Origin of the sequence: Caballeronia sp. INML2, from assembly GCF_023631365.1 — a bacterium.
GTDB classification, from domain to species: Bacteria; Pseudomonadota; Gammaproteobacteria; order Burkholderiales; family Burkholderiaceae; genus Caballeronia; species Caballeronia turbans.
This window is the reverse complement of sequence record NZ_JALQDH010000111.1, coordinates 105,549-124,840: the sequence shown is the minus strand read 5'-3', so window position 1 is coordinate 124,840 and position 19,292 is coordinate 105,549. Positions and strand designations below refer to the sequence as shown.

Sequence of the window (19,292 nt, the reverse complement as noted above, 5' to 3'; positions counted from 1 at the left end):
CATCGATTGAAGCCCCGTGTATCAAGCCTCGATGACATACGTTCCCGGCGCATCGGCAAGGCGTTCATGCCGCTTGTTGCCGAGTGTTTTGGGCGCCGCGCGCAATTCGCCCGAGCGCTCTGCGAGCCACTCGCGCCAGTCGTTCCACCACGAACCCGTCTCGGGCTGGGCACCGGCAAGCCATGCGTCGGCGTCCTCCGGCAGTTCGGCATTACGGAAGAACCTTGCCTTCGCATTGCCCGGCGGATTGATCAGGCTCTGGATATGGCCGCTCGAACTCAGCACATAGCGCGTGTTGCCGCCGAACGCGCGCGCCGTGTTGTAGACGCCTTTCCACGGCGTGATGTGATCGGTCATGCCCGCCATGACGTAGGTGTCGCACGTGACCGCTGACAAGTCGATCGGCGTGCCGAGGACGTCCAGCGCCCCCGGCGTGCTCAGCATATTGCGCGTGAAGATGTCGAGCAGTTGGCCGTGCAGCTTTGCCGGCAGACGCGTCGCGTCGTTGTTCCAGTAGAGAACGTCGAAGGCGGGCGGCGCCTCGCCGAGCAGATAGTTGTTGATCCAGAAATTCCATACCAGATCGTTGGGCCGCATCCAGGCGAACACGCGACCCATGTCCTCGCCGGCCAGCACGCCCTTCGCCTTGCTGTTCTGCTTGGCGATTTCGACGGTCTCGGGCGTGGTGAAGAGCCCGAGTTGCGACGGCGAGCTACTGTCGAGCACGGCCACCATCAGCGTGGCCGCATGCACCGTCTTGTCGCCGCGGCTCGCCAGATGGCCGAGCAGCGCCGAGATCGTCATCGCGCCGGAACATGCGCCGTGCAGGTTCACGTCCGGGTTGCCGGTGATGTCGCGCACCGCCTCGATGGCCTCGATGAGCGCGGCGACATATGTGTTCATGTCCCAGTCGCGATGTTTCCCGGCCGGATTACGCCAGCTCACGGCGAATACCTGAAACTCGCTCTTCACCAGATACTCGACGATGCTCTTGTTCGCCGACAGATCGAAGATGTAGAACTTGTTGATCTGCGGCGGCACGATCAGTTGCGCGCGCGCATGGACGTTCGGCGTCGCCGGCGTGTATTGGATGAGTTCGAGTACTTCGTTGCGAAACACGACGGCGCCGGCGGAAGTGGCGAGATTCTTGCCGACCTGAAACGCGCGCTTGTCGACCTGGGACGGCATGCCGTTGTTGCCGAGCGTATCGGCCAGCATGTTCTTCAGGCCGGCGACGACGCTCGCGCCGCCCGACTCCACGAACTTGCGAAGCGCCGCGGGATTGCCCGGCAGCGTGTTGGTCGGCGCAAGCGCGTCCGTCACGAGCGACGCGACGAACTGCGCGCGTTCCTTGCTCCGGTCGTCCAGCGCCGAACGCTCGACGAATCCCGCAAGCGCATTGCGCCAGGCCAGATAACCCTGGAGCGTCGTGCGGTAGAGCGACTGCTCGCGCCATGCCGGATCGGCGAAGCGTTTGTCGCCCGGCGGTGGCGAGGGGGTGCCGTTGCCGCTCGCCGCCGACGTCAGATCGCGCGCGAGCGCCGCAGTCTGCTTCAGCAGCAGTGCGGGATGAAGCATCGCCTGCGTGCAGATCTGCCCGGCGGCTTCGAACATATCCGTGGCGCGCAGCCCGACGAACGGGTTGGGCCCGAGCATGCCGTCGGTTGCGCGAGCCGTGATGTCGTTGTCGTCGCTGCTCATGTTTGCTGCCATGTCCGTCTCCGTACTCTCTTTCTTGTCACGCTTCACGCCACGATCATCGCGAGCGTCTGCGCGATCAGCGCGGGCTTGTCCTCGCCTTCCACCTGCAACTCGTTGTCCGCCTTGACGACGATGCGCCCGCCGCCCTTCCTTTCGACTCCGGTCAGCACGACGCGGCTTCTGACGCGGCTGCCGGACCGTACCGGTGTCATGAAGCGCACCTTGTCCAGCCCGTAATTCAGCGCAGCCGAGGCGTCCGCCGGGATGAGGCCGACTTCGATCGCGAGCGTCGCCAGCAGCGAAAGCGTCAGGTAGCCGTGCGCAATCGTGCCGCCGAACGGGCCCTCGCGTTTCGCGCGCTCCTCGTTCATGTGAATCCACTGCGTGTCGCCGGTGCAGTGTGCGAATGCTTCGATGCGTGCCTGGTCGACGACGACCCACTCCGACACGCCAAGCTCCCGGCCGACGAAGTTTTCGATCGTCGCCATGTTGTATCCGGTCATGCTCATGCTTTTTCTTTCCTTCGAACGATCACGCGAACGCTTCGCGCAGCCGCTTCTTGTTCAATTTGCCGACGCTCGTCTTTTCGAGGCATTCGACGATCCGCACGACTTGCGGCACGGCGTACTTCGAAATCCGCCCTGTCTCGCTGAACGTCAGCACGTGATTCCTGATCTCCGCCTCCGTCACGGCCGGCGTGAACTCCGGCTTGGGGACCACCAGCGCCACGGGCCGCTCGCCCCACTTCTCGTCCTTCACGCCGATCACGGCCACTTCGGAGACGCCCGGATGCAGCGAGATCAGGCTCTCGATTTCGAGCGATGACACCCACTCTCCGCCGGACTTGATCACGTCCTTGATGCGGTCGGTGATCTGCAGATATCCGTTCGGATCGATGTTCGCGATGTCCTGCGTATGCAGATAGCCGCCCTCCCAAAGCTGGGCCGACGCGGCGGCATCCTTCAGATAGCCTTGCGTGAGCCACGGCGCGCGCACGACGACCTCGCCGCTCGCGCGCCCGTCGTGCGCGACGTCGATCCCTTCCTCGTTCACGATGCGCAGGTCGACGAGCGGCAGCGGCAGACCCGTCTTGCAGCGCAGCGGCACCTGCTCGTCGAGGCCGAGCGTCTCGCTGCCGGGCTGCAACTGCGCGAGGCTCATCAAAGGGCAGCTCTCGGACATGCCATAGCCCGCGAAGACATCGATGCCGCGATCGAGCGCGGCGCGCGCAAGGCCGTGAGGCAGCGCGCCCCCGCCGATGACCACTTTCCATCTGCTCAGATCGATCGCCTTCGCCTCTTCGCAGTTGAGCAGCATGTGCAGGATGGTGCCGACGCAATGCGAGAACGTGACGCCTTCGTCGCGCACCAGCCCGACGAGCCGCTCCGGCACATAGCGGCCGGGATAGACCTGCTTCACGCCCAGCACGGTCGCGATGTAGGGCATGCCCCACGCGTGGACGTGGAACATCGGCGTGATCGGCATGTACACGTCGCCGCGATGAAAGCGCTGTCCCGAAACCGGGCTCGCGAGCGCCGCCATGCCTGTGATCGTGTGCAGCACGAGCTGGCGGTGCGAGAAGTAGACGCCCTTGGGCAAGCCCGTCGTGCCCGTCGTATAGAACGTGGTGGCACGCGTGTTCTCGTCGAAGTCCGGGAAGTCGTATGCCGGCTCGCTTCTGGCGAGCATGTTTTCGTACTCGTCCGCGAACGGGATCGCGTGCGCGCTGGCTGCGCTAACTTCGTCGTCGATCAGAATGAAGGTGCGCACCGATTCGAGCTGATCCCTGATCGATTCGACGACGGGCAGGAAGTCCGAATGGACGAGCAGGATCTGCGCGCCCGCATGATTGATCGTGTAGGCGATCTCCGCCGGCGAGAGCCGCACGTTGACCGTCTGCAGCACGGCGCCCATCATCGGAATGGCGAAGTAGCATTCGAGGTAGCGATGGCTGTCCCAGTCCATCACCGCGACGGTGCTGCCCATGACCGCGCCGTGCCGGCCAAGCCCGTTGGCGAGGCGCGCGATGCGCTCCTGCATCGCGCGGTAAGTCAGGCGTGTCTCGCCGCGATACACGATCTCCTGATCCGGCGCGTGGGCGAGCGGTGTGTGCAGGAGATGCTTGATGAGCAGCGGGTACGCATACGCCGACTGAGAAGGTTCGAACATGTCGTGATTCACTTGAGTTTCCTTGATGCCAGGCGGCGCGCAACGGCACCGCCCTGCTCTGCACGCTGCATGGACTACTGCGCGAAATTCCGTCTGATGGTCAATTTGTTCGTCACCGATACGACGCCGGGAACACCCTTCGTCAGCGCGGCGACCTTCTCGCTCTGCGCGGCGTCGCTGACCGTGCCGGTCAGCGTCACGGCGCCGCTCTTCACGCCGACGCCGATATCGCCGGCGTCGATGCTTTTGTCTTTCGCGAATTCCGCGTAGACGAGCTTGCGCAACGCGCGATTGTCCTTGCGCGTGGCGACAGGCGCGCTCGCGCTCGACGCAACCGCAGGCGCGCTCGCCGCCGCGACGCTGGCGCCGGCGTGAAAGATGCCTGCGATGGACGCGAGGACGACCAACGCTGCACAACCTGAACTGAGTGACTTGATGCTCTTCATGGACTGTTCCATTTATTGTTCAAGGGATGTTCGGCCGCGAGTCAGAAGTTATGGCGAACGCCGATCATCGCTGCCGTGGTCGATTCGCCGGGCGCGACAGGCTGTCCATATACGATCGTCTGATTCATCGTTCCGTGGTTGTCGACATGACCGACCTGCGCATAAGCGAGCGTGCGCTTGGACAAGTTGTATTCCGCGCCCACCGCAAACTCGCTCGAATGATTCGTCGAGTTGTTGTTGTCCTTCAGGTAATAGAAACCGGACGTCACTTTGAAAGCGGGGGTGAATCGATAGCCGAGACCAGCTGAATACATATCGATATCGGCACGGCTGCTGTTTGCCGGATTCTTGCCATGGCCGTATGAGCCGGACACCGAGAAACCGTAAAACGTGTATTGGGCGCCGGCGTAGAAAAATCGGTTGTTCGCTTGCCCTGTCGCCGGAATCGCCGGGGTGGCGGGATACGTGGCGGGAAACGGGTTGGCGTCATGCCCGTTGTAATACGCCATGGCGAGGTTCAGTCCGTAGTTCGAATACTTGAGCACGGCCGACTCGCGCGTGCCGCCCTGGAAATGCCCGGGCACACCGCCGGGCGCGTACTCCAGCGCGAGGGACGCGCCATAGAACTTCGGCGATTCGTAGACGAGCGCGTTGCTGTCGTACAGCGCGCCGATCGCGCCATTCGTGCTCGTGCCGGGCCAGCCCGCGGCCTGGTTCATGCCGAGCCACGCGGTCAGGATGCTGCCGAAGTACTGCGCGCCGCGCACGTCCGTGTCGTACATCGCCCAGATCATCGGGACGATCTGGCGGCCCGCGTCGAGCTTGCCGAAAGGCCCGGATACGCCGAGCGTCGCGTACTGGTTGAACTGGGCGGTCACGCCCGGCGTGTCGCTCAGGCCGAATCTGCCCGTGCCGCTGTCGAATGAACTCTGCAGCTTGTAGTTGACGCGATAGCCGCCGCCGATGTCCTCGGTGCCCTTGAGGCCCCAGCCGCTCGAATAGATGCCGCCGTCCTTGAACCGATACACCTTGCCGAGATTGGGGGCGTTCGGGGCGAACGATGCCGCCGCCGTGCTTTGGTAAAGCAGCCCGGAATCGACCACGCCGTACAGCGTCATCGAGCCTTGCGCGTTTGCGGCGCCGGAAAAAGCCAGCAGCACGGCCGCACTGGTTGCACATCGCTTCATAAGGTATCCATATTTTTGTCGCTTGCACGTGCCAATGGGCGGAAGAATGTGGGCCAGGGCCGGGCAATCGGTTAAGGGGCCCCTTCACAAACGCATCGTTCGACTGGCTGCCGATGCAGCGTTGCGGGCCAACCCGACGGCATCGGGACAGTGTGTGAAGGATTGCAGCAAGAATACGAAACGAACGCGATTCAAGCCCCTCTCGCGGTGGGAGGGGCCACGGCGTTCGACAAACCTGGCAGCGCGTCGCTCTATTCGACGAGGCGCGGGCCGCCTATCGAAGGCGAGCGTGAAAAGCGCTTGAGAAGGCTCCGTAGCGCTTTGGGGGGCGACCCCTCCCTACGCGAGAGGGTTGCAGAAAACCACCCTGCACTACGATGCGTATCAGTTCACACACCCACCGAATTTGCGTAAAGACGCCGTGCATCGGCTCTTTATCCACTGCGAGCCGGTTAGCTCGCGTGCATGAATGGAGAAACAAATGGCACATGCGATCCGCTTTCACGAAACGGGCGGCCCCGAAGTCCTGCGATGGGAAGAAGTCCCGGTCGAAACGCCCGGCCCCGGCCAGGTCAGGCTGCGTCACGAGGCCGTCGGCCTGAACTTCGCCGATACGTACTTCCGCAGCGGCCTGTATCCGGTCCCCCTGCCCGCCGGCATGGGCGTGGAAGCGGCCGGCGTGGTGGAGGCCGTCGGAGCGGGCGTCGATCAGGTGCGCGTGGGCGACCGCGTGACCTACACCGGTTTCATCAACACGCTCGGCGCCTACAGCACCGAACGCCTCGTGCCCGCGGCGGCCCTCATCCGCTTGCCGGACGGAATCGAATGCGCGACGGCGGCCGCGATGACCATGCGCGGCCTGACCGCGTCGTACCTGATGCGCCGCATCCACGCGTTCAAACCGGGCGATTCGATCCTGCTGCATGCCGCGGCCGGCGGTGTCGGCCTGATCGTGTCGCAGTGGGCGCGTCTCCTGGGGATTACGGTCATCGGCACGGTGTCGAGCGACGAAAAGGCGCAGATCGCCCGCGCGCACGGTTGTGAGCACGTCATCAACTACAGCCATGAGGATGTCGCGAAACGCGTGCGTGGACTGACGGACGGCGTCGGCGTGAATGTCGTGTTCGACAGCGTCGGGAAGAGCACATTCGAATCGTCGCTCGACTCGCTGCGCCGCCGGGGGCTCATGGTCTGCGTCGGCACCGCGTCGGGTCCGATTCCTCCGTTCAATCCGCAATTGCTCGCGATGAAAGGCTCGCTCTATCTGACGCGCCCGGCGCTCGCCGACTACATCGCCGATCCGGCCGAGAAAAGCGCGCTCGCAGGCGAGCTTTTCGACCACGTGGCGAGCGGGCGCATCCGCATCGAGATCAACCAGCGCTATGCGTTGCAGGATGCGGCCCAGGCGCATCGCGATCTCGAGTCGCGCAAGACCACCGGTTCATCCATTTTCGTCGTGTAAGGAGAAAACTATGCGCGTCGACCAAATCACCTGCGCCATCGGGGCGGAACTGAGCGGCGTCAGCATCGCCGATGCGGTGCACGACGACGGCCTGTTCGCGGAAATCCGCGCGACGCTGCTCAAGCATCGCGTGCTGTTCCTGCGGGATCAGGACATTACCCGTGCCGAGCACGTCGCGTTCGCCCGCCGCTTCGGCGAACTGGAAGATCACCCCGTCGCCGGCAGCGATCCGGAGCATCCGGGTCTGGTGCGAATCTACAAGAACCCCGACCAGCCCAACGATCGCTACGAAAACGCCTGGCACACGGACGCCACATGGCGTGCCGCGCCGCCGTTCGGCTGCGTGCTGCGTTGCGTCGAGACGCCTCCAGTCGGCGGCGACACGATCTGGGCCAACATGGTCCTCGCATATGAGAACCTGCCCGAGCACGTCAAGGCGCAAATCGCCGATTTGCGGGCGCGCCACAGCATCGAAGCCAGCTTCGGGGCCGCCATGCCGATCGAAAAGCGGCTCGCCCTGAAAGCCCAGTTCCCGGACGCGGAGCATCCCGTCGTGCGTACGCATCCCGATACGCAGGAGAAGACGCTGTTCGTGAACGCCTTCACCACGCACTTCACGAACTATCACACGCCGGCGCGCGTGCGCTTCGGGCAGGACGCCAATCCCGGCGCGGGTCAGTTGCTGAGCTACCTGATCAGCCAGGCATACATCCCCGAATACCAGGTTCGCTGGCGCTGGAAGAAGAACAGCGTCGCGATCTGGGACAACCGCAGCACGCAGCATTACGCGGTCATGGACTACCCGCCTTGCCATCGAAAGATGGAACGTGCCGGAATCATCGGCGACGTGCCGTATTGATACCGCGCGGCGCACACCTCTAATCGAATTCAATTTCAGCTGGAGCAAAACATGCAATTCCTCGACGATTCGCTTCACCCCGAAAACCAGGACAAGGTCGTCATCACGGTCGCGCCCTATGGCCCCGAATGGATGCCCGCCGACTTCCCGGAAGACATTCCGGTGACGATGGACGAACAGGTCCAGAAAGCCGTCGACTGCTATAACGCCGGCGCCACCGTCCTGCATCTGCACGTGCGCGAGCTGGACGGCAAGGGCTCCAAGCGCCTGTCGAAGTTCAACGAGCTGATCGCGGGCGTGCGCGCCGCCGTGCCGGACATGATCATTCAGGTCGGCGGCTCCATCTCGTTCGCGCCGGAAGACGACGGTCAGGCCGCCAAGTGGCTGTCCGACGATACGCGCCACATGCTCGCCGAGCTCGATCCCAAGCCCGACCAGGTCACCGTCGCGATCAACACGACGCAGATGAACATCATGGAGCTGCTGTATCCGGAGTATCTGGAAGGCACCTCGCTGTCGAATCCCGCGTTCATGGCCGCCTACAGCGAAATGACCGTTCCCGCCGGCCCGGCATGGGTCGAGGAGCATCTGCGCCGCCTGCAGGCCGCGAACATCCAGCCGCACTTCCAGCTCACCGGCATCCACGCGCTGGAAACGCTCGAACGCCTCGTGCGCAAGGGCGTCTACAAGGGGCCGCTGAATCTGACGTGGATCGGCATCGGCGGCGGCTTCGACGGCCCGAACCCGTTCAACTTCTTCAACTTCGTCCATCGTGCGCCGGACGGCTGCACGCTCACGGCCGAGTCGTTGCTGAAGAACGTCCTGCCGTTCAACATGATGGCGATGTCGATGGGCCTGCATCCGCGCTGCGGCATCGAGGACACGATCATCGATCAGCACGGCAACCGCTTCACGTCGGTGCAGCAGATCGAGCAGTGCGTGCGCGTGGCGCGCGAACTGGGACGCGAGATCGCGAGCGGCAAGGAAGCGCGTGAGATCTACCGTATCGGCGTGCAGTACGAGACCGCCGACGAGACGCTTGCCGCCAACGGCATGGCGCCGAACCGCAAGCCGGGCCAGGTCAACATGCCGCTGCGCGCGGCCTGACATACGGCGCGCGGGCGCGGCGCTGGCCGCCGCGCCTTCACACTTACACTGAAACGCCACGGCGCAGGCCGGGAAGTACGTCTTCCCGGTCACAACGAACAAAGGCACGCTGCGCACGCATGCGCATGACGATGCCCACGCCGTACATTGGAGGAGACAATCTTGGAAATCGACTGCATCGAGCCGGGCGCGCGCAACATCGACGCCACCCGCGCCGTATCGCGCAAATACGCATGGATCGTATTCGCGCTCACGTTCGGACTTCTGTTGTCGGACTACATGTCCCGACAGGTCCTCAACGCGGTATTCCCTCTGCTGAAACAAGCGTGGGGCCTCTCCGACACGCAGCTGGGCTCGCTGAGCGGCGTCGTCGCGCTAATGGTAGGTCTTCTGACCTTCCCGCTCTCCGTTCTCGCGGACCGCTGGGGCCGCGTGCGCAGCCTCGTTCTGATGGCGGCGCTCTGGAGCGTCGCGACGCTCGGCTGCGCCGTCGCCACGAACTATGGCGAAATGCTGATCGCCCGCGCCTGCGTCGGACTCGGCGAAGCTGCCTACGGCAGCGTGGGTATCGCGCTCATCCTCAGTATTTTTCCGTCGCATCTGCGCTCCACGCTCACTGGCGCGTTCATGGCCGGCGGCGCGTTCGGCTCGGTGCTCGGCATGGCGCTGGGCGGATTCGTCGCCGTGCACTTCGGATGGCGAGCGTCTTTCGGAGCGATGGCAGCCTTCGGCCTCTTGCTCGTGATCGCCTACCGGCTGGTGGTGTCGGACAAACGCATCGCCGCACGGTTTCCCGATGTCCCGGCTGCGAAACGGCGCGCGGACGGTGTGCGCACGAGCCTGCGCACGCTGCTGGCAGGTCTGTTCTCGACAGTCTCGGTGGTCTGCGCGTATATCGGCAGCGGCTTGCAACTCTTCATCATGGGCGCCGTGATCGCGTGGATGCCCAGCTTCCTGAATCGCTACTATGCGATGCCCGCCGACAAGGCAGCCGCGGGCGCAGCCGTCTTCGTGCTGCTGGGCGGCGTCGGCATGGTCGCGTGCGGCGTGCTCACGGACCGCATCTGCAGAAACGCGCCGTCGCGCAAGTGGATCACCGCGCTCGCCTATTGTCTGTTCTCGCTCGTGTTTCTCTCCATCGGCTTCAGGCTCGATGCCGGCCCGCTGCAACTCGTCCTGCTCGGCGCGGGGATTCTCGTCGTGGCGGGCACATCGGGACCGGCGGGCGCGATGGTCGCGAACCTGACTCCGGCGGCGATCCATGCATCCGCATTCGCGACGCTGACGCTAGCCAACAACCTGATCGGCCTCGCGCCCGGTCCGCTCGTCACCGGCGCGATCGCCGACCGTATCGGTCTGCTGGGCGCCCTGCAGCTGATTCCGCTCGTGAGCGTCGCGGCGATGATCGCCTTCGCGATCGGCAGATCGAGATATGCGCGTGACCTGAGCCGCATCGACACGCTGCGTGGAGAAGCGGCGAACGATGAGCCTTTGCAGAAGCCGCTTGCGTAGCCTCTGCTATTCAATTTCCACGGTCTTGAGCGTTCAAGAGTGTGTGCATTCCATCGAAGGAGATTCAAGCATGTCCGTTGATGTACGAAACACCAAGCCAACGAATGGCGCCGATGCCATCGAACCGAAAGCGGTTCTGGAGGCGAAGGCTGTGCCATTGCAGGTTGCAAAAAGCCGCGTATTGGCCGTGCAGACGTGGTCGTGGGGAAAACAGCACGACCCGTACGACTGGATGGATGCGCATACGCCCTGCCATGATTTGAGCGCGTGGCATTGAGTATCGTTTCAGCGACGCCCGATTCGTCGGCATGCGCGCAGCCCTCTCTCACGGAGAGGGTTGCACGAAGCGTCGCTGCACCAGGATGCAGACACGTTCACCTAGGCACCACACAAATGACGCGAAACATATCGATATCGATCGCCGGCGGCAACGCGCCGGAGCCGGGCTCACGCGTGCTCCGGTTCGTCGAAGGGCGTAGCGTCGTGCTTTTCAATGTCGAAGGCGTCATTCACGCCATCGACAATTCATGCCCGCACAATGGCGCATCGCTCGCGAACGGCCGTCTCGACGGTCACATACTGCAGTGCCCCGCGCACGGACTGCGCTTCGATCTCAGGTCGGGCTGTGTCGTCGGCGCGAAGGGCTTGTGTCTCACGAAGCTCCACGTCGAAACGATCGATGGCGAAGTCGAGATGCGAACCGGCGATTGACATGAAAATCCGTCGCACGCGTCTGCGAACGGGTTGACGTGTGTCAATCGCACACCGGTGCGTGAGTGTAACTTGACAGTACGGCTCCGCGTCTCACAACTGCCAGACCTGCAAGGCAAACGCCATGGGAATCCTGTTATTGGCCGCAATTTTCCTCACATCGGCTGGCGTTCTCGTCCGTGCGGCGGTAACGCCGCCCCCCTCGGAGGAAATCGCACCAGCGGCAACAGTATCCGTATCAGAAGGCGAGCGCGCGAACCTTCAGCAGAGTCCCTGGCTGTTCTCGGCCGGAACGAATGATGTGGTGCGTCGATAAGACTGATCACGCATGTGTTCGCCGCATGCGGCGGCTTCAATTGCCACGCGAGCGTGACGTTTCCGCAACCTGAGCGCTGTCGTCTGCTTCGCGATGCTGATGGCTGGCGCGACCGATGTGATCCATACGGCCGCCGCCAACGCGCCCGTTGAAAGCGACCGCGCAGACTTTCCCCTCGCTTCACTGAACCGGCGTCTTCTCCTGCTTCGCTGGCGCGGACGGCGGACACGTCACGCCGGCCCCTTTGGATACATCCACGTTCTTCAGCGAAACGAGCAGCCTGCTTCCCGTATTCGCCGTGATGATGTGCCCGTAACTGACGGTCGGGATGAACTTGATATCGGGCGCGACCGCGACGGGCGGGCTTTGCGCTCCGTCGACAGTCAGGTCGAGTTCGACGGTGATCGAGTCGATCGCAACACCGTAATCCTGTTTGCGTTCGGCTTGAGCCTTCTTGAAGTTGCACACTCCGTCCAGGACATTCTGGAGCGCCGTCGGGATATCCACCGACTTTCCCGGCGGAATGGGTGGCGTGTTGCACCCGGCGAGAGGAATCAGAAGTGCAAGAACCGGCAGCGAGACGTAAGCGCGCATCGAAACCTCCCGGCCTTTGGGGAGGGCACAGTATCTGGCAGACGAGCCGGTCCTTCCGTGCGCTTTCGCACTACAGCAGCGAAGATCGACGCGACGCGCTTCATGCCATTGCCTCGAATACGGGGAAACAACCGCTTGAACTGGACCAGTTTTCGTCTACAACCTAATCTGACACGTGTCCCGTCGGACCGGGCAGAGACAGGAAACAGCAGACGCTCTGCCGGTACGAGCACGAACCACGTGACAAGACGCCGTGAACGGGAGTCTTCATATCGAGAAGACGATGCGCAACTCTGCGGTGACATTCATCGCGATCGTAGGCGCCGCGCTGCTCGCGCTGCTGACATCGTCGGTCCCCGCCTTCGCGGCGGGATCGGTCACGCTCGCGCAGGTCGAGGCGCGAGGCGTACTGCGATGCGGCGTCAGCGACGGCATCGCAGGCTTTTCTCAACAGGATGCGTCCGGGCACTGGTCCGGCATCGACGCGGATTTCTGCCGGGCGGTGGCCGCCGCGACGCTCGGCGATGCGAACAAGGTCGCCTTCGTCCCGCTCAGGACGTCCGCCCGCTTTCCGGCACTCCGAACAGGCCGCATCGATGTGCTCGCGCGCAACACGACATGGACCCTGCTGCGCGAAGGCACGCTCGGCGTTCAATTCGCGGGCGTGCTGTTTTACGACGCGCAGGCCTTCATGGTGCCGACGGCCAGCGGCATTCGCACGCTCGCATCGCTCAAAGGGGCGACCATCTGCGTTCAGCGCGAGACGACCAGCGAAACCAATCTCGTCATCTACTCGAATGCGAACGCGCTCGATCTGAAGCCGCTGGTAGTCGGCTCTGCGGCGGAACTCGAGCAGGCCTTCACCGCCGGGCGTTGTCGCGCCGTGACGGCCGACGTCTCCTTGCTGGCCACGCTGCGCAGCCGCGCGCCCGGCGGTGCGTCGGCGTTGACGATCCTGTCGGAACGAATCTCGAAGCAGCCGCACGCGCCGGCCGTGCGCCGCGACGATGAGGCGTGGCTCGTCATCGTGCGCTGGGTGCTCTTCACGCTGATCGCCGCGGAAGAACTCGGCGTGACGCGTCAGAACCAGGCCGAGCGCGTCCGCGATCCGCTCGTCGCGCGCGCGCTCGTTCCGGACGCGAGCGTGACCGCAACGCTGGGCATCGCACCTGGCTGGACGCTTCGCGCGCTGAAGAGCGCTGGCAACTACGGAGAAATGTTCGACCGCAATCTCGGCACCGGAAGCCCGATCAAACTCGAGCGCGGTCCGAACGAAATTTTCCGGCGCGGCGGCCTGATGTACGCGCCGCCGATGCAATGACGCCTGCGCGAGCCCATCATGAGCGACTGGCAAATCTACCTCGTCGTCGGCGTGTTTTCGGTGGTCATACTCGTGATCGCCTTCGATCTGATCGACATGGCCGTCGCCGCGCTCGTCGGCACGAGTGTGCTGATCGCGCTCGGCATCATCGGCGAGCAGGATCTGCTCGCGACCGCCCGAACCGCGGCGGGGCCGATAAGCCTGCTGTTCGGCGGCATGATCGTCGCGCGAATCCTGGCGACCACGGGCCTGTTCGATCTCGTCGGCGACTACTATCTGAGGGCCACGGGCGGTAGCGGCAAGCGCTTTCTGCTCCTGCTGATCGTGATCGTCGCGCCGCTGTGCGCGCTGCTTCCCAATGCGACGACGGTGATCCTCCTCGCTCCGATCATCATTCGCGTTGCCCGCGCGCTCGACATCGACATCGTGCCGCCGATGATCCTGACCGCCCTCCTCAGCAATGCCGCCGGTCTGCTGACGCTCGTCGGCGATCCGGCGACCTTCCTCGTCGGCAGTTCGATCGGCATGAGTTTCGGCGAGTATCTGCGGCGCGCGAGCCTCGGCGGCGTGCTTGCGATCGCCGTGGTCATTCCGTTGCTGCCCGTGCTGATGCGCGGGATCTGGCGAACCGTCGCGCCCCTGCCGCCCCGCGTCGCGCGGGCGAAACTGAAGCGGCCGGTCTACGCCGCGCTGGCGGTCGCGGTGCTCGCGCTCATGATGGTGCTCTTCGTGTTCGGCGAGGAACTGCCCACGCGCATCGTGCCGCCCGTCGTCGCGGTGATCGCGAGCGCGCTCGCGCTGCTCGTCGCGTATGCGTTCAAGGTCGAGCCCACCGATCGCGTGCTGCGCGATGTCGACTGGAAGACGCTGCTCTTCCTCACCTGCATCTTCTGTCTCGTGCAGGGCATGGCAAAGACGGGGCTGCTGCAGGTGATGTCGCTCAAGCTGTACGAGGTGTTCGGCACGCGCCTCACGCTCGTCGCGCTCGCGATGATCTGCGGCATCGGCCTGCTTTCCTCGCTGCTCGCCAATGTGCCGGTCGCGGCCGCGTCCATCCTGATGGTCAAGGGCTATCTCGTCACGGCGGAGTTCGTTCCGGAGTCAGCCATGTCGGACCAGTTCACGCAGTGGCCCGCGCCTGTCATTCCCGTTTTCATCGCCATGATGTACGGCGCGACGCTCGGGGGTAACGCGACGCTCGTCGGTTCGGCGGCGAATGTCGTGGCTGCGGGCATCTGCACACAGGAAGGCGCGCCGATCAGCTTCGGCCGGTTCCTGCGCTATGGCCTTCCGCTCACGGTGTGCCAGCTCGCGGTCACGGCGGCGTATGTCGTCGTGCTCACGCGCTTTCTTCATTGAACGCTTCACGATGCCGATCCATGCCAACTGATCACACGGCCCGGTCGCGGCGGGCCGCCCCCGACGCAGTGCGGCGCTGGACGCGCCATCTGCCGGTCGTCGCGATGTTGAGGGACTATCGCGCAGCGTGGCTGAAGAACGACATCGTCGCCGGTCTCGTGTTGACGACGATGCTCGTGCCCGTCGGCATCGCGTACGCGGAGGCGTCGGGCGTGCCCGGCGTGTGCGGCCTCTACGCGACGATCGTTCCGCTGCTCGCCTACGCGATCTTCGGTCCGAGCCGGATTCTCGTGCTCGGCCCCGATTCGGCGCTCGCCGCGCCCGTCCTCGCGGTCGTCGTGATCGGCAGCGCGGGCGATCCGTCACGCGCCATCGCCGTCGCGGGCATGATGGCGATCGTCTCGGGCGTCGTGTGCATCGTCTTCGGCTTGCTGAAGCTCGGCTTCGTCACCGAGTTGCTGTCCAAGCCGATTCGCTACGGTTACATGAACGGCATCGCGCTGACCGTGCTGATCAGCCAGTTGCCGAAGCTCTTCGCCATTTCCATCGACGATCAGGGGCCGCTGCGCGATCTGCTGACACTCTCCGAAGCCATCGCCGCCGGGCAAGCCAACTGGACGAGCTTCGCCGTAGGCGCGGGCAGTCTCGTGCTCATTCTGCTGCTCAAGCGCTTCGACAAGGTGCCGGGCATTCTGGTCGCCGTCGTGCTGGCGACCGTCTGCGTCACGGTGTTGCATCTCGACCGCGAAGGCGTGAAGGTGCTCGGCACGATTCCGCAGGGATTGCCCGCGTTTTCGCTGCCGTGGGCGAGCGGCGCCGATTTCTTCCGCATCGTGCTGGGCGGCTGCGCCGTGGCGCTGATCGCGTTTGCGGACACCAGCGTGCTGTCGCGCACCTTCGCGGCGCGCGCCAACATGCGCGTCGATCCGAATCAGGAAATGATCGGGCTGGGCGTTGCCAATCTCGCAACCGGGCTATTCCAGGGCTTTCCGATCAGCAGCAGCTCGTCGCGCACGCCGGTCGCCGAAGCAGCGGGCGCGCGCACGCAAGTGACGGGCATCGTCGGCGCGCTCGCCGTCGCGGCCGTCCTGCTCGCGGCGCCGAACCTGCTGCGGCATCTGCCCAACAGTGCGCTCGCGGCCGTCGTGATCGCGGCGGCGATCGGCCTCTTCGAGTTCGGCGATCTCAAACGCATTTATCGCATCCAGCAGTGGGAGTTCTGGCTTTCCATCTGCTGCTTCGTCGGCGTCGCCGTGTTCGGCGCGATACCGGGCATCTGCATCGCCGTGGTGATCGCGGTGATCGAGTTCCTGTGGGACGGCTGGCGCCCGCACTTCGCGGTGCTCGGCCGGGTGGAAGGATTGCGCGGCTATCACGACCTGAAGCGCTACCCGAACGCGGAACAGATTCCCGGACTGCTGCTGTTTCGCTGGGATGCGCCGCTCTTCTTTGCGAATGCGGAGTTGTTTCAGCAGCGCGTGATCGAGGCGGTGGATCACGCGCCGACGCCCGTGAAGCGCGTCGTCGTCACCGCCGAGCCCGTGACGAGCGTCGACGTGACGTCCGCCGACATGCTGCGCGAGCTGAATCGCGCGTTGAGAGAACGCGGCATCGACCTGCATTTCGCCGAGATGAAAGACCCCGTGCGCGACAAGCTCAGACGCTTCGAGTTGACGTCGGTCTTTCCCGCCGAGCGCTTTCATCCAACCATCGGCAGCGCGGTCGATGCGTATCGCGAGGCCGCGCGTGCGGATCAGGCGTCTTCCTTCTGAGGGTCGTCGAAGCGAATTCCGGGCGTCCTGGGTGCAAGCGGATGCCTCGGATCGAGACGGTTAAGGATCTAGACGAGACCCGCCGTTCGGCACCGGTGACTGCAGCGCAATGCTGCTTGTCGCCGTCTCGATCGATCTCCGTTCGAACCATTCAATTTCGGACAATTCGTGTTTGCCCATAGCGATCGGTAAGCTAAATTTCCGGCGCGTCGCCGCAGGATTGGGCAACAGCCTGCGCTCACGCGATCAGGTTGCACAACGTCAAACGCACTCAACGTCCACCTGACCGCCGAGCATGCCCATCCTCCCCCGTAGTCGGTTGTACAGCCTTTTGCTGCCCGTACTCTTTCTCGTCGTTACGCCCTCGGTTGTTTATGCGCAGGTTGCATCGCCGGACCGCACGGTCGTCGGCGCCAACGTCAGGAAGTACGCGAATGGCGTGCTCGCGATCATGTCCTATACCGCGGTGCCCGACGTCACGACGAGTTCGCTTTCCATCAAGAACGGCACGAGCGGCAATCCGGGCTTCGGCCAGACGCAGTTCGGCGGCGGCTTCACCCTCAGCCGCTCGTTCCCGCTCTATCTCGAAGGCACCGTCGCATACAGCCGGTACGATCCGATCTTCATCGCAACCAACGGCAATCAGCAACGCCCGGTGCCCGTGAAATGGAACACGGCCAGTTCGACCATCGGCATCGGCTGGGATTTCCCGACCACCGACGAGTTGCGCCTGCGGCCGATCGTCAACGGCATGGTCGGCCGTGTGGCGAGCGATCTGCACGTCGCCGAGACCGTGTTCAACCATGTCGCCAACACCAACCTCCAGTTCCTCGAAAACGGCGCGCTCAATGCGTATGGCGTGGGCGGCTCGCTGATGCTCGACCTGGAGCATTACCGCGAGCACTACGAGGTCGATCTCGAACTTCGCGCGACCGATATCTATTTACGCAGTTTCGGCGGATCGTCGGAAGCCGTGCGGGGATCGGCGACGGCGCAGCAGTTCAGCCTGTGGGGGCGCTGGCGCGCGCCCACAGGCCTTTCCGCGCTCGACCGCCCGGTGCGCTATGTGCTCGAAACCGCGTATTCGCATTACTTCGGCGACAGCGCCGGCGTGCTCGGCTTCAACGATCTGACTTCGCTCGGCGTGGGTCTCGAACTCGACAGCAGCAAGTATCCGGTCGTCATCACGCCCACGCGCGCGATGGCGCGTTACGTCTTCGGCCATAACGTGCGCGGCGTGTCGTTCGGCTTCGCCGTCAGCTTTTGAACGCGCTGTCACTGCCGTTTGATTTTCCATTGGCCGCCGCCTTTCCTGCACGCGGTCGGCGTCCACGATTGCGTCTGCCCTTTTGCGACCGCAACGAGCGTGACCTTACGGCACGTCTCGCTCCCGCTCTTCGCAGTATCGCGAGGCGTGACTGTGCCTTCGATGTGCACCGTATTGCCGGTGCCCGCGTTACTCCACTTGAGCGATTCGCCGTCCTTCTTCGTGTCTAGCGCTTCCTGTGCCGCGCGGTTGAGCGCCTGGCGGTCGGCCGGTCGCATATAGGTGATGGGCGTGTCCTTGAGGAAATTGAGATTCCCGGCGCAGGCGAGGGAGCAGGACATCGCCAGTGCAGAAATCGCGGTCCGCCGTGCGAAGCCGCGAACAATACAAGGCAAGCGCGCGCTCATGCTGACTCCTTCCTCGTAAATCGATCCGTTGACGGAGCGGCCTTTGCGTTCGCTTCCTGCGCGCCCCGAACATCGAAATAACATTGAAAGAGCATACGGTCGATGTTGGACTCTTCGCGTCACCCCGCAACGCCGTTCCGATTCGATCCAGGCTCACTGCTCCGCGTTTTCCCACCCCTGCGAGCTATTGACCCGATCGCTTGGACCGTTCTCGAGGAAATCGTCCTCGTAGCTTCGGCCGATCAATTCGTCGTACTTCGCTGATTCAGTGTCGACGATTGCCCGGAACATTTGTATCAATGCGTTGCCGTCGTGCAGATGCGCCACGATCACGCGCGCGGTACGCAGGGAAACCGATTCCCGCACGGGCGGCGCTTCGCTTCCGTCCTGAAGTTCAAACGCAAAGCGATGAATCTCCTCATGGCCGTCTGGCAACAGGCTATGGCCCCAAATAGTCGCTTTCATCATGCTCCGTCCATAGTTCTCGTGCGCAAAGCAAACGGAGTGCCACGCTTAAGCCTGCAATGACAAAGTGGCGCATCGTCAATTAAGAACGGTCGTTCGCAAACCTGCAAAAGCCGCCGGCACCGCATATCAGATGGCTCGCGCACAACGTCTCAGTGCTGCATCGACTGCCACTGCAATACAGGATACGTCGCGTCGGCCGGCATTGCCCACACACCGGACCGGCCGAAGCGATGGAGCCGCTTCCATCTGTCCGGCCCCACCACGGAAAGCGCGCTGCCCGACATCGCAATCGAGCCTCACACGCGAGCGCCTCTTTTATTCCTTCATCCCCCCGAAAATAAATTGTCGATCGCACGCGGAAGAAACGCGCGCACCCCGTTGTTCTGATATCACGGTCGCCGCAACCCGTGGCGATCCGAACGGCGCGTTTTCATCCGCCGAACCGCACGAACAGGGGGAATCATGCACCGCGCAATCTTTATCCTGGACCAGAGCTTTTTCAGTTTCGGCTGCTTCTACCGGGTGGACCTGCGCAGTCGCAGCGGCCGCCTGATCGAAACCCACTACGTGAAGCTCAACGATATCGCGTGGTGCTAGGGCGGCGCGGCGCAGCCAACGATCACATCCGGTTCCG

The 19,292-nt window shown here is 63.8% G+C and carries 19 protein-coding genes; 11 read left to right on the top strand and 8 right to left on the bottom strand.

Annotation, left to right across the window (positions count from 1 at the left end; all coding sequences use genetic code 11):
* Positions 1-21: 21 nt before the first annotated feature.
* The 5 genes from NCT32_RS33080 to NCT32_RS33060 form a co-directional block, all read right to left on the bottom strand.
* Positions 22-1,713 carry an alpha/beta fold hydrolase gene (locus NCT32_RS33080; protein ID WP_061118559.1) on the bottom strand — a complete coding sequence of 564 codons (1,692 nt, stop codon included), beginning with the start codon at positions 1,711-1,713 and terminating at the stop codon, positions 22-24.
* A gap of 32 nt (positions 1,714-1,745) precedes the next feature.
* Positions 1,746-2,210, bottom strand: coding sequence for a MaoC family dehydratase (locus NCT32_RS33075; RefSeq protein WP_061118474.1), 465 nt, complete (start codon positions 2,208-2,210; stop codon positions 1,746-1,748).
* 22 nt (positions 2,211-2,232) lie between these two features.
* Positions 2,233-3,870 (bottom strand): fatty acid--CoA ligase, encoded by a 1,638-nt coding sequence (locus NCT32_RS33070; protein ID WP_061118473.1) that lies wholly within the window; start codon positions 3,868-3,870, stop codon positions 2,233-2,235.
* Between the two features lie 74 nt (positions 3,871-3,944).
* Complete coding sequence (locus tag NCT32_RS33065) at positions 3,945-4,316, bottom strand: BON domain-containing protein (RefSeq protein ID WP_061118558.1); 372 nt, start codon at positions 4,314-4,316, stop codon at positions 3,945-3,947.
* 41 nt (positions 4,317-4,357) lie between these two features.
* The gene (locus NCT32_RS33060) at positions 4,358-5,503 is read right to left on the bottom strand and encodes a porin (protein ID WP_061118472.1); all 1,146 of its coding nucleotides are present in this window, start codon (positions 5,501-5,503) and stop codon (positions 4,358-4,360) included.
* 481 nt (positions 5,504-5,984) lie between these two features.
* Here NCT32_RS33060 and NCT32_RS33055 point away from each other — a divergent pair, with 481 nt between their 5' ends.
* The 6 genes from NCT32_RS33055 to NCT32_RS33030 all read left to right on the top strand — a co-directional run bounded on the left by NCT32_RS33055 (position 5,985) and on the right by NCT32_RS33030 (position 11,154).
* A complete protein-coding gene (locus tag NCT32_RS33055; RefSeq protein ID WP_061118557.1) occupies positions 5,985-6,965 on the top strand; it encodes a quinone oxidoreductase in 981 nt (326 codons plus the stop codon).
* A gap of 10 nt (positions 6,966-6,975) precedes the next feature.
* Positions 6,976-7,824, top strand: a complete 849-nt coding sequence (locus NCT32_RS33050; RefSeq protein WP_061118471.1) for a TauD/TfdA family dioxygenase — start codon at positions 6,976-6,978, stop codon at positions 7,822-7,824.
* A 51-nt stretch (positions 7,825-7,875) separates the two neighbouring features.
* Positions 7,876-8,931, top strand: a complete 1,056-nt coding sequence (locus NCT32_RS33045; RefSeq protein ID WP_061118470.1) for a 3-keto-5-aminohexanoate cleavage protein — start codon at positions 7,876-7,878, stop codon at positions 8,929-8,931.
* A gap of 162 nt (positions 8,932-9,093) precedes the next feature.
* Entirely contained in the window at positions 9,094-10,443 is a 1,350-nt protein-coding gene (locus NCT32_RS33040) for an MFS transporter (RefSeq protein ID WP_061118469.1), read from the top strand.
* Positions 10,444-10,513: 70 nt separating this feature from the next.
* The gene (locus NCT32_RS33035; protein ID WP_143756340.1) at positions 10,514-10,720 is read left to right on the top strand and encodes a hypothetical protein; all 207 of its coding nucleotides are present in this window, start codon (positions 10,514-10,516) and stop codon (positions 10,718-10,720) included.
* Positions 10,721-10,836: 116 nt separating this feature from the next.
* The gene (locus NCT32_RS33030; protein ID WP_061118468.1) at positions 10,837-11,154 is read left to right on the top strand and encodes a Rieske (2Fe-2S) protein; all 318 of its coding nucleotides are present in this window, start codon (positions 10,837-10,839) and stop codon (positions 11,152-11,154) included.
* Positions 11,155-11,650: 496 nt separating this feature from the next.
* On the opposite strand, the gene NCT32_RS33025 is transcribed toward NCT32_RS33030, so the two are convergent.
* Positions 11,651-12,064 (bottom strand): hypothetical protein, encoded by a 414-nt coding sequence (locus tag NCT32_RS33025; RefSeq protein WP_061118467.1) that lies wholly within the window; start codon positions 12,062-12,064, stop codon positions 11,651-11,653.
* A gap of 283 nt (positions 12,065-12,347) precedes the next feature.
* On the opposite strand from NCT32_RS33025, the gene NCT32_RS33020 reads away from it, so the two are divergent.
* The 4 genes from NCT32_RS33020 to NCT32_RS33005 all read left to right on the top strand — a co-directional run bounded on the left by NCT32_RS33020 (position 12,348) and on the right by NCT32_RS33005 (position 17,783).
* Positions 12,348-13,385, top strand: coding sequence for an amino acid ABC transporter substrate-binding protein (locus tag NCT32_RS33020; protein ID WP_061118466.1), 1,038 nt, complete (start codon positions 12,348-12,350; stop codon positions 13,383-13,385).
* Positions 13,386-13,403: 18 nt separating this feature from the next.
* Positions 13,404-14,744 (top strand): SLC13 family permease, encoded by a 1,341-nt coding sequence (locus NCT32_RS33015; RefSeq protein ID WP_061118465.1) that lies wholly within the window; start codon positions 13,404-13,406, stop codon positions 14,742-14,744.
* Positions 14,745-14,764: 20 nt separating this feature from the next.
* Entirely contained in the window at positions 14,765-16,516 is a 1,752-nt protein-coding gene (locus NCT32_RS33010; RefSeq protein WP_061118464.1) for a SulP family inorganic anion transporter, read from the top strand.
* Between the two features lie 295 nt (positions 16,517-16,811).
* Positions 16,812-17,783, top strand: coding sequence for a hypothetical protein (locus NCT32_RS33005; RefSeq protein ID WP_061118463.1), 972 nt, complete (start codon positions 16,812-16,814; stop codon positions 17,781-17,783).
* Positions 17,784-17,791: 8 nt separating this feature from the next.
* On the opposite strand, the gene NCT32_RS33000 is transcribed toward NCT32_RS33005, so the two are convergent.
* Entirely contained in the window at positions 17,792-18,124 is a 333-nt protein-coding gene (locus tag NCT32_RS33000; RefSeq protein WP_250491281.1) for an RT0821/Lpp0805 family surface protein, read from the bottom strand.
* A gap of 219 nt (positions 18,125-18,343) precedes the next feature.
* Positions 18,344-18,658, bottom strand: coding sequence for a hypothetical protein (locus tag NCT32_RS32995; RefSeq protein ID WP_061118462.1), 315 nt, complete (start codon positions 18,656-18,658; stop codon positions 18,344-18,346).
* Positions 18,659-19,120: 462 nt separating this feature from the next.
* Here NCT32_RS32995 and NCT32_RS37380 point away from each other — a divergent pair, with 462 nt between their 5' ends.
* Positions 19,121-19,255: a hypothetical protein gene (locus tag NCT32_RS37380; protein ID WP_284502485.1), complete on the top strand. Its 135-nt coding sequence runs from the start codon at positions 19,121-19,123 to the stop codon at positions 19,253-19,255.
* Positions 19,256-19,292: the final 37 nt, after the last annotated feature.

Excerpts from the sequence above, each read along its gene's own strand:
- NCT32_RS32995 (WP_061118462.1), bottom strand. The coding sequence starts at position 18,658 with ATGATGAAAGCGACTATTTGGGGCCATAGCCTGTTGCCAGACGGCCAT.
- NCT32_RS33010 (WP_061118464.1), top strand. The coding sequence starts at position 14,765 with ATGCCAACTGATCACACGGCCCGGTCGCGGCGGGCCGCCCCCGACGCA.
- NCT32_RS33020 (WP_061118466.1), top strand. The coding sequence starts at position 12,348 with ATGCGCAACTCTGCGGTGACATTCATCGCGATCGTAGGCGCCGCGCTG.
- NCT32_RS33035 (WP_143756340.1), top strand. The coding sequence starts at position 10,514 with ATGTCCGTTGATGTACGAAACACCAAGCCAACGAATGGCGCCGATGCC.
- NCT32_RS33015 (WP_061118465.1), top strand. The coding sequence starts at position 13,404 with ATGAGCGACTGGCAAATCTACCTCGTCGTCGGCGTGTTTTCGGTGGTC.
- NCT32_RS37380 (WP_284502485.1), top strand. The coding sequence starts at position 19,121 with ATGCACCGCGCAATCTTTATCCTGGACCAGAGCTTTTTCAGTTTCGGC.
- NCT32_RS33070 (WP_061118473.1), bottom strand. The coding sequence starts at position 3,870 with ATGTTCGAACCTTCTCAGTCGGCGTATGCGTACCCGCTGCTCATCAAG.
- NCT32_RS33075 (WP_061118474.1), bottom strand. The coding sequence starts at position 2,210 with ATGAGCATGACCGGATACAACATGGCGACGATCGAAAACTTCGTCGGC.
- NCT32_RS33005 (WP_061118463.1), top strand. The coding sequence starts at position 16,812 with ATGCCCATCCTCCCCCGTAGTCGGTTGTACAGCCTTTTGCTGCCCGTA.
- NCT32_RS33050 (WP_061118471.1), top strand. The coding sequence starts at position 6,976 with ATGCGCGTCGACCAAATCACCTGCGCCATCGGGGCGGAACTGAGCGGC.
- NCT32_RS33065 (WP_061118558.1), bottom strand. The coding sequence starts at position 4,316 with ATGAAGAGCATCAAGTCACTCAGTTCAGGTTGTGCAGCGTTGGTCGTC.
- NCT32_RS33045 (WP_061118470.1), top strand. The coding sequence starts at position 7,876 with ATGCAATTCCTCGACGATTCGCTTCACCCCGAAAACCAGGACAAGGTC.
- NCT32_RS33030 (WP_061118468.1), top strand. The coding sequence starts at position 10,837 with ATGACGCGAAACATATCGATATCGATCGCCGGCGGCAACGCGCCGGAG.
- NCT32_RS33080 (WP_061118559.1), bottom strand. The coding sequence starts at position 1,713 with ATGGCAGCAAACATGAGCAGCGACGACAACGACATCACGGCTCGCGCA.
- NCT32_RS33000 (WP_250491281.1), bottom strand. The coding sequence starts at position 18,124 with ATGTCCTGCTCCCTCGCCTGCGCCGGGAATCTCAATTTCCTCAAGGAC.
- NCT32_RS33060 (WP_061118472.1), bottom strand. The coding sequence starts at position 5,503 with ATGAAGCGATGTGCAACCAGTGCGGCCGTGCTGCTGGCTTTTTCCGGC.
- NCT32_RS33025 (WP_061118467.1), bottom strand. The coding sequence starts at position 12,064 with ATGCGCGCTTACGTCTCGCTGCCGGTTCTTGCACTTCTGATTCCTCTC.
- NCT32_RS33055 (WP_061118557.1), top strand. The coding sequence starts at position 5,985 with ATGGCACATGCGATCCGCTTTCACGAAACGGGCGGCCCCGAAGTCCTG.